Below are 8296 nucleotides of genomic sequence, written 5' to 3' on the forward strand. Positions count from 1 at the left end.
CCGGCCGTCGACTGCCGAACGATACGACCCCGCCTTTGTGGCGGTGATCGGTGCCCAGCCTGAGGCCCAGGGCTACGCGCGTCAACGGTGCGGTGGTGGCGGGGTGGTGAACGTCCGCGCCGACCCGGTCGAGCCGCCGGAGCGTTGTCCGCTTTCACTCAGTTCGCCCAATCGGGCAACAGGATCAGTTCCCATCTCGCGTACGAGCGCACGCAGTACAGGCCAGGACCGGGCAGCAGCCCCTGCACCTTGCAGGTCCCCTTGCCGCCCACCAGCCGTGCGGCAGTGGAGAGTTGTCCGCTCAGGGCTTCGACGGCGAAGGGGCCGCCGCCGTCGTGGCTGAACCGGATCTCGCCGGGGCCGCCGTCGTACCGGAAGACGTACGGGCCGGTGGCCCGAAGGGTGCGTTCGGCGACGCGTACGTGTTCCAGGGACTGGAGCCACAACTGCCAGGATCCGTACGACTCCAGCCGCACCCGGACGTGCGAGTCGCCGTCGGGCGGCACAGGCGTCACGACGCGCTCGACGTGCCGCTCGATCAAGGCACGGGGGCCTCCGGGACCGTCGAGGTACGCCTGGCCCGCGCCGTCTCGGAAGCTGCGGACGACGAGCAGCACCGGTTCGGTCGGGTCGGTGCGCAGCAGTTCCACGGTACGGTTCCCGCTGCCGCGCGCCCACCGGGTGTCGGGGGTGTCGGGCGGCCACTCCTTGTACAGCAGCCACTTGGGCATCGGACCGGACGAGGGAGCGGCCGCTCCCTGCCGGGGCAGGGGCATGCCGGCCCGCGGTGGCACCGGGCCAGGGACGACGGAAGGTCGCCGGCCCCCGATGCGTACGGCGTCCGCCGCGCACACCTCGATCACGCGGGTGGCGCCGCCCGGCGGTGCCCACGTGACCTCCGCCGTGGACGGGCCGTGCCGCGGGTCGAAGAAGCACGGCGGTCGATGTTCCGGTAGCGCCTCGCCCCGCGACCGGGCCACGGCGCGGGCCAGCGCGTGACGCCCGTCCTCGAGAGCGAGCAGCACGTCCTGGGCGTCCTCGCGGTCACGGTCGCCGACGAAGTCCCGCTTGGCCCGCTCGTACGCGTCCAGAGCGTGCTGGTAGTCGGCCAGGACGGCGTCGTCGGCATCGGCACCGCGGGGAGCGAACTCGAAGCGGGCGAGCGCCTCACCGAAGGCGGTGATCTGCGCGTCGATGTCCACGAGTTCCTCCACGCGCCTGCGCCGGAACAAACGTCTCAGACCACCCCGAGAATCACCGTCCATGCGCCGCGCCCCCGTATCTGCGAGATCGATTCGGGGGAATCCTATAAGCGCCGGACACCTGCGCCGGGAGGAAAAACCTCGTGCCCGCGCGTGGGCCGAGCCTTACGGTGGGTCAGTGAAGAACGACCGGCGCGTCCGCCGCCTCGTCGCGGGCACGGGCACCTGGTACTGGACCGTGCGGCAGCGGGTCAGGCCTGACTACGCCGACTGCCGGGTGACGCTTGCCCTGTTCACCGAACCGGGAGCTCAAAACCGTGGGCGTCGGCTTTCCTTCGTCTTCGCTCCCACTGCGACCGGAGTCATCTCCAACTGCTACTTCGAGTCGGGCACCGTGATGCGGATGCCGGGCCAGGCCTACCTCAACCTCTACGAGCCGGGGACGGTCCGGCGGCTGCTGGATGCCGCGCAACCCGCCCTGGAACAGGGCCCCTCGGAGGGAGACCTCGTCCTGGACGGCTGGGTCCATTTCGCCGAAATCGCCTGATCAATCGGGGTACGGTCCCGAACATGCCCCGGCTGCTGGACGTCCCCGGATACCCCGCCTTCTGGACCGCCTCCGCCGTGTCCGCCTTCGGTTCCCAGATCTCGGGGCTGGCCCTCCAGATCCTCACCGCCGTCACGCTGAGCGCCTCGGCCACCGAGGTGGGGCTGGTCAACGCCGCTCGCTGGCTGCCGTATCTGCTGTTCGGGCTTCTCGCCGGGGTCCTGGTGGACCGCTGCCGCCGTAAGCCGATGCTGGTCGGCACGGATCTCGCACGGGGCGTCCTCCTCGCCGCGATCCCGCTTTTGTACGCGTTGGACCAGCTCAGCATCACCACCCTGTGCGTGTTCGTCTTCGGCGTCGGCCTGCTCAGTCTGCTGTTCGAGGCGGCCAGTCAGTCGTACGTCCCCCAACTCGTGCCGAAGGAACTGCTGAACGCGGGCTACGCCCGTACCGAGCAGGCCAGTGCGGTGGCCGGGTCGACAGGGCCCCTGATCGCCGGGGTGCTGATCAAGTACCTGGGCGCGCCGATCGCCGTACTCCTGGACGCCCTGACCTACCTCGTCTCCGGACTCCTGCTCGCGTCCGTCAAGGCCCACGACCCCGTCCCCGACCGGGGCGCGCGCCGGAGCATCGGCAGTGAACTGCGCGAAGGGGTGGCCTGGGTGTACCGCCACCGCACGCTGGCGCCCATCGCGCTGACCTCGCACGCGATGCTCCTGTTCAACACGATGGTGAGCACGGTGTTCGTGGTGTTCGCCCTGCGGGAGCTGAGGATCGGCGACTTCGGGCTCGGCGTCACCTACGCCTGCGCGGGAGTGGGCGCGGTGATCGGCGGCGCGCTGTCGGGACGGGTCCTCGCGCGGTTCGACGTCGGCACGACCCAGATCGTTTTCCGGGTGCTGGCGGCCATCGGCTGGCTCCCCATTGTTCTCGCGGAGCAGGGAAGTTGGGCACTGCCTGCGGTAGCGGCGGCGTTCTTCCTGGTGTCCTTGTCCATTGCCGTCGAGAGCCCCGTGGAACTGAGTTATCGCCAGTCGGTGACGCCCGACGGCTTGCGGGGTCGCATGAACGCCACGATCCGCTCGCTCAACTGGGGCATGGTGGCGGTCGGCGCACCGCTCGGGGGAGTCCTCGCCGACCAGATCAGCTACCGCTTCGCCCTCTGGATCGGTGTGTCCGGGGCGGTACTTCAGGCGGTGGTGCTGGCCTTCTCCCGGGTACGGGAAGCCCGGGGCTCGGACGAGCTCGAACCGGCGACGGAGGCTGAGCCACATCAACCATGAAGGGGGTTCAGTGACCACGGAACGCGCTCAGCGCCTCGCGCTGCTGGGCGGGGGCTTCTCCACGGACGAGGACGGGCTGCTCGACGACTGGCTGCTGGCCCACGTGAGCGGTCACCGTCCCAAGGTCTGCTTCATTCCCACCGCCAGCGGAGACGCTCCCGCGTACATCGAACAGTTCCTGCGCGCCTTCCACTTCCGAGCCTGCGAACCCGCCGTGCTGCGGCTGTTCCGGCGCGAACTGGACGACGACGCCTTGCGCACCCATCTCCTCGAGCAGGACATCGTCTACGTCGGAGGCGGCAACACGGCCAACCTGCTGGCGGTTTGGCGCACACACCGGCTCGACCGCATCCTTCACGAGGCCTACGACCGCGGCACGCTGCTCTGCGGCATCAGCGCGGGCGCCAACTGCTGGGCCGAGGCCTCGCACACGGACTCCTTCGGCCCCCTGACGCACCTCGCGGACGGTATGGGGCTGCTCCCGGGTTCTGTCTGCCCGCACTACGACAGTGAACCCGGCCGCCGCACCGGCTACCAGGAAGCCGTGGCCACCGGCGAGCTGCCGGCCGGCTGGGCCCTGGACGACGGCGTGGCCGCCCTCTTCGTGGACGGCCGCCTTCAAGAGGCCGTGACCCGGAGGCCGGAGGCTCGGCTGTACCGAGTGGAGCCGACGGGGGAGGGTGAGGTCGGTGAGCGGGCACAGGCTTGCCGTCTGATCGGCCCCTAGCGTTCGCTGGGCGCACAGAAGTCGCCCGGCCGATCGAACAGCTCCCGCGCCATCGACCCCCCGCTCCCCTCGTACTGAACCCACACCCAAGGCCGCGCATGCTCGGGCTGGGACTCGTCGACTCCCCGCCACCACTTGCTCAGCGCCTGGATGATGACCTTGCCCTCCCGCTCCATGCGGTCGTGCGCTCGACTCTTCTCCGCGTAGTCCTCGTCCGAGACGCCTTCGATCCGTGGGGGACGGGCGCGGTCGGTTTCGACGTACACGGAGGCCAGGTCCTCGTCCGGGCGGCTCAGGCCTGTCACATGCTGCACCGCCGCTCGCTCGGCACGGCTTCCGTGCCGAGCGACCGCGGCCTTGAACCTGTCCGCACTCTTGGGGTCGGCGGTCAGTGCGGCGGCGGTTTCGGTGGTGTGGGTGGCAAAGACCTGGATTCCTGCGCACGCTTCGGCGGATGTCTCCGCTCCGCAGCCCGTGAGGGCCAGGAGCGGGACCAGGACTCCCCATGGCAGGTACCGCCTCGCGTCCCCCATGACCCTGTCCCCCCGCCCACCTGCGACCTCCGTGATCTTGAGGATCTTAGACGTCCCGGTACACGACCCGCCCCCCGGTTACCGTCAGCCGTACCGGAGCCTCCGCCACCTCGTCGGCCGGGGCCCTTGCCGGGTCCACGGCGAGGGCTGTGAGGTCGGCGCGGTAGCCCACCGTGATGCGGCCGGCGACGTCCGCCTCGCCGGCGGCGAGTGCCGCGTGCGTCGTGGCGCCCTCCAGGGACTGGAGCGCGGTGAGACCGGCCCGTGCCGAGGCCGCTCCGCGCGGCGCCCGTGCCGTGGCCAGGACCGCGCGGGCGTCGTAGTGGGCGATCGGCCAGTCCGAGCCGAGCGCCACGACCGCGCCCGCGTCCCGGAGGTCCCGCAACCGCCAGGCGCGGGCGGCGCGTTCCTCGCCGAGACGGAGTGACCACTCGTCCGTGCGGTCGGCGCGGGTGTAGGCCGTGTGCGGAGGCTGCATGGAGGCGATTACGCCGAGCTGGGCGAACCGGGGCACCGTGTCGTCGGGTACCGACTCGATGTGCTCGATGCGATGGGCGAGACGTCCGTCGGGGCCCAACGACTCGACCGTGTCCAGGACATGACGTACGGCCGCGTCCCCGATGGCGTGGGTGGCGGTCCGTACGCCGGCGCCGTGCAGATGCCGTACCGCTTCGCTGTACGCCTCCGGGTCCGGCCAGAACGCGTCCGTGCCCTGACCGTGGCAGTCCGGATGCTCCAGCCAGGCGGTGCCCCCCTCGACCGTGCCGTCCATGAAGAACTTCACCCCGCCGACCCGCCAGTGCCGTCCGCTTCGGCGTTGCAGGGCGACGAGCTCCTCGAGCGTCGCGGAGGAGGCGCCCGGCATGCACCAGGGCGCGAACCGCAGGCGCACCGGCAGGACCGTGTCCTCGGCCACGGCGCCGACCAGCTCCAGGTCCCCGAGGTCCATGACGTGGGCGCCGGTCAGGCCGGTGGCCGCCATCGCGGAGAGCAACTCCACCAGCCGGGCCCGTCGTTCGGTGTACGACGGGCGGGGCATGACCGCCGCTACCAGGTCCATGGCGGCGTGCTCGACCAGGTGCCCGGTCAGGCGGCCGTCGGCGTCCGTGGTCACACTCGAGCGCTGGGCGAAGACGCGGGGCCCGGTGACGCCGGCGGCGGTGAGCGCGGCACCGGTGACGAGGGCCGAGTGGCCGTCGTAGAGGCGGAGGAAGGCCGGTGTGCCGGGGAGCGTTTCCTCGATCAGGGAGCGGTCGAGGGGGCGGCCGCCGAAGGCGTTGTGGTCCAGGCCGTAGCCGATGACCCAGCCGTCGATCCGTTCGGCGGAGGCGAGCGCCGCCCGGAGTCCGTCGAGGTCACGGACCGCCGACAGGTCCGTTCCGGTGGTCATGTCCAGGCCCCACACGGGGTGGCTGTGGGAGTCCACCAGGCCGGGGACCAGGCTGGCCCCGGCGAGGTCGATCACTTCGGTGCCGGGGCCGATCAGGTCCGTCACGTCCCCGACGGCTGCGATGAGCCCGTCTCGCACCGCCACCGCGGAGGCGTGGGGGCGGTCGGGGTCCAGGGTGCGGATGTCGGCCCCGGTCAGGACGAGGTCGGCGGTGGTCATGCAGGCTCCTTGGAGGGGGTGGCGGGGGCGGGCTCGGGCTCGGTTCCGAAGCGGGCGTAGATCTCCGGGCGCCGGTCGCGCAGTCGGCGGGCGAGCGCGAGGCCGGTCACGAAGACGACCGGGACCACCATCGCCAGCACGGTGTTCACGGTCGGGGAAGCGCCGGTGAACAGGTCGAGGTGGGTGATCACCAGGACGATGGCGGTGGCGAGCAGTGCTGCCGCGGCCACGGGGGCGACGACGGTCCGCAGGGTGCCTTCGCTGTGGCTGACGCGGCGGAAGTAGAAGAAGATGGCGACGGCGGCGAGCAGCTGCAGTGCCAACAGGCCGAGCATGCCTGGCGTGTTGACCCACAGCAGCAGTTGGGCATAGGGATCCGCCCCGGCCGCCGCGAAGGCGAGCACGACGACCGCGCCGAGCACTGTCTGGGCGGCGCCCGCCACGTATGGGGAACCGTGCCGCGGGTGGACCCGGCCCAGCGCCTTGGGCAGGACGCCCTCCTCGGCGAGGGCCAGCGCGTAGCGGTTGATGGCGTTGTGGAAGGCGAGCAGGGACGCCAGCACGCTGGTGACGATCAGGACGTGCATCGCGTCGGCGGCCCAGGAGCCGACGTAGGTGGTGATGGCGGAGAAGAACAGCCCGGCGGGATCGGCTCCGGCCGCCGCGACGACCTCCGCGTCGCCGAAGGCCTGGATCGCGATCCACACCACGAACGCGTAGAACAGGCCGAGGAAGCCGACGGCGAGATAGGTGGCGCGGGGCACCGTGCGGTCGGGGTCGCGGGCCTCGCGGCGGTAGATGACGGTCGACTCGAAGCCGGTGAACGCGGCGAAGGCGAAGGCCAGGACCGCCGCCGTCCCGGGGACGAAGACGTTGCCGGGCGTGAAGGAGGCGAGGGAGAGGCCGTGTGCGCCGCCCTTGGCGAGGACGCCGATGGCGAGGAGCACGAGGATGCCGGTCTCGGCGACGAGCAGGACGCCGAGGAGCTTGGCCCCGAAGTCGATCGAGCGGTAGCCGCCGTACCCGATGACCAGCAGTCCGACCAGTGAGACGGGCAGCCACGGGATGTCGGCGCCCAGCAGGGCGTGGCTGGTGTCCTGGGTGGCGGTGCCGAGGAGACCGTAGACGCCGATCTCCATGCCGTTGTAGCCGATCAGGGCCAGCAGCGCGGCACCGACTCCGGCCGCGGGGCCGAGGCCGCGGGTGATGTACGCGTAGAAGGCGCCGCCGCTGCGGACGTGGCGGCTCATGGTGGTGAACCCGACGGCGAACACCGCGAGGGTGATCCCGGCGAGCAGGTAGCCCACCGGGGCGCCGATCCCGCCGAGCAGGACGGCCAGCGGGGCGACCCCGGCCATGACGGTGAGCGGGGCGGCGGCGGAGACGACGAAGAAGGCGATGTCGGCGGTGCCGAGCGCCCCGGAACGCAGGGCCGGGGCGGGGCTCTCGGCGGAACTGTCGACGGGCATGGGCAGGCCCTTCTGGCTGGCGACGAAGACGGGGGAAGCGGGCGTGCGGGGGTGCCTGGCCCGTAAACCTAAAGCCTTTCGGTTTCCGCAATGTAACCTCCTCTTCGACAGCTGAGAAGACCCTTGAAAGGGACACGGGACATGGGACGGCCGCGCACGCCGCTGCTCGACCGGGCGCGCATCACCGCCACGGCGCTCGAACTCATCGACGCGCAGGGCGAGTTCAGCGTCCCGCAGATCGCGCGGCGGCTCGGGGTGCAGACCGGCTCGGTGTATCACCATGTGGACGGCCGGGACGGGATCGTCGAGCTGATCCGCGAGCGGGTGGCGGAGGGCATCGACTCCTCCGCGCTCGCGCTACGGCCCTGGGACACGGCCCTGGAGGCCTGGGCGCGCTCCTACCGGGCCGCCTTCGCCGCCCACCCGCGCGCGGTCCCGCTGCTGATGACCAACCCGGTCCGCGCCCCGCGCGTCCTCGCCCAGTACGAGGGGGCCGTAAACCTCCTCCTGGACGCCGGGTTCGCCCCGGCCGACGTCATGCCGGTGATCGTCGCCCTGGAGAACATCACCCTCGGTTCGGCCCTCGACCTCGCCGCCCCCGAGGCGATGTGGGAGCTCACCGACGAGACGGAGACCCCGCGCCTGGCCGAGGCCCTCCAGGCCTCGGCGGGCAACCGAGCGGACCGGGCCTTCGAATTCGCCCTGGAGGGCTTCCTGGCCCGCGCCCGCCTACGGCTGGAGTCGTACGGCGACGAGTGAGCGCGACCGCCGCACACCACTCCCGCCCACCCTTGCGGCGCGCCACTTCCGCTCACCGCCGCGGCGCGCCACTTCCGCTCACCCCTGCGGCGCGCCACTTCCGCTCACCCCTGCGGCGCGCCACTTCCGCTCACCCCTGCGGCGCGCCACTCCCGCTCACCCCTGCG

8 protein-coding genes are annotated in these 8296 nt (G+C 71.6%); 4 read left to right on the plus strand and 4 right to left on the minus strand.

The annotated features are described in order from the left end of the window. Positions 1 to 158 precede the first annotated feature (158 nt). The gene (locus tag AC068Z_RS39255; protein ID WP_478567485.1) at positions 159 to 1202 is read right to left on the minus strand and encodes a hypothetical protein; all 1044 of its coding nucleotides are present in this window, start codon (positions 1200 to 1202) and stop codon (positions 159 to 161) included. A gap of 178 nt (positions 1203 to 1380) precedes the next feature. Here AC068Z_RS39255 and AC068Z_RS39260 point away from each other — a divergent pair, with 178 nt between their 5' ends. From AC068Z_RS39260 to AC068Z_RS39270, 3 genes are read left to right on the plus strand one after another with little or no spacing between them, the layout of a single operon-like run. Continuing rightward, on the plus strand, positions 1381 to 1749 hold the full coding sequence (locus AC068Z_RS39260) for a hypothetical protein (protein WP_478567487.1): 369 nt from the start codon (positions 1381 to 1383) through the stop codon (positions 1747 to 1749). A 23-nt stretch (positions 1750 to 1772) separates the two neighbouring features. After that, positions 1773 to 3032 (plus strand): MFS transporter, encoded by a 1260-nt coding sequence (locus AC068Z_RS39265; RefSeq protein WP_478567489.1) that lies wholly within the window; start codon positions 1773 to 1775, stop codon positions 3030 to 3032. Positions 3033 to 3042: 10 nt separating this feature from the next. Then, the gene (locus AC068Z_RS39270; RefSeq protein WP_478567491.1) at positions 3043 to 3759 is read left to right on the plus strand and encodes a Type 1 glutamine amidotransferase-like domain-containing protein; all 717 of its coding nucleotides are present in this window, start codon (positions 3043 to 3045) and stop codon (positions 3757 to 3759) included. On the opposite strand, the gene AC068Z_RS39275 is transcribed toward AC068Z_RS39270, so the two are convergent. The 3 genes from AC068Z_RS39275 to AC068Z_RS39285 all read right to left on the minus strand — a co-directional run bounded on the left by AC068Z_RS39275 (position 3756) and on the right by AC068Z_RS39285 (position 7370). After that, a complete protein-coding gene (locus AC068Z_RS39275; protein ID WP_478567493.1) occupies positions 3756 to 4073 on the minus strand; it encodes a hypothetical protein in 318 nt (105 codons plus the stop codon). The two genes, AC068Z_RS39270 and AC068Z_RS39275, sit on opposite strands and share 4 nt — an antisense overlap. 265 nt (positions 4074 to 4338) lie before the next feature. Beyond that, a complete protein-coding gene (locus AC068Z_RS39280) occupies positions 4339 to 5901 on the minus strand; it encodes an amidohydrolase (protein ID WP_478567495.1) in 1563 nt (520 codons plus the stop codon). Then, positions 5898 to 7370 (minus strand): APC family permease, encoded by a 1473-nt coding sequence (locus AC068Z_RS39285; RefSeq protein WP_478567497.1) that lies wholly within the window; start codon positions 7368 to 7370, stop codon positions 5898 to 5900. The genes AC068Z_RS39280 and AC068Z_RS39285 overlap by 4 nt, the downstream gene beginning before the upstream one ends. A gap of 141 nt (positions 7371 to 7511) precedes the next feature. Here AC068Z_RS39285 and AC068Z_RS39290 point away from each other — a divergent pair, with 141 nt between their 5' ends. Then, a complete protein-coding gene (locus tag AC068Z_RS39290; protein ID WP_478567499.1) occupies positions 7512 to 8129 on the plus strand; it encodes a TetR/AcrR family transcriptional regulator in 618 nt (205 codons plus the stop codon). Positions 8130 to 8296: the final 167 nt, after the last annotated feature.

The organism is Streptomyces sp. NPDC043726 (assembly GCF_056436565.1).

Excerpts from the sequence above, each read along its gene's own strand:
- AC068Z_RS39265 (WP_478567489.1), top strand. The coding sequence starts at position 1,773 with ATGCCCCGGCTGCTGGACGTCCCCGGATACCCCGCCTTCTGGACCGCC.
- AC068Z_RS39280 (WP_478567495.1), bottom strand. The coding sequence starts at position 5,901 with ATGACCACCGCCGACCTCGTCCTGACCGGGGCCGACATCCGCACCCTG.
- AC068Z_RS39285 (WP_478567497.1), bottom strand. The coding sequence starts at position 7,370 with ATGCCCGTCGACAGTTCCGCCGAGAGCCCCGCCCCGGCCCTGCGTTCC.
- AC068Z_RS39290 (WP_478567499.1), top strand. The coding sequence starts at position 7,512 with ATGGGACGGCCGCGCACGCCGCTGCTCGACCGGGCGCGCATCACCGCC.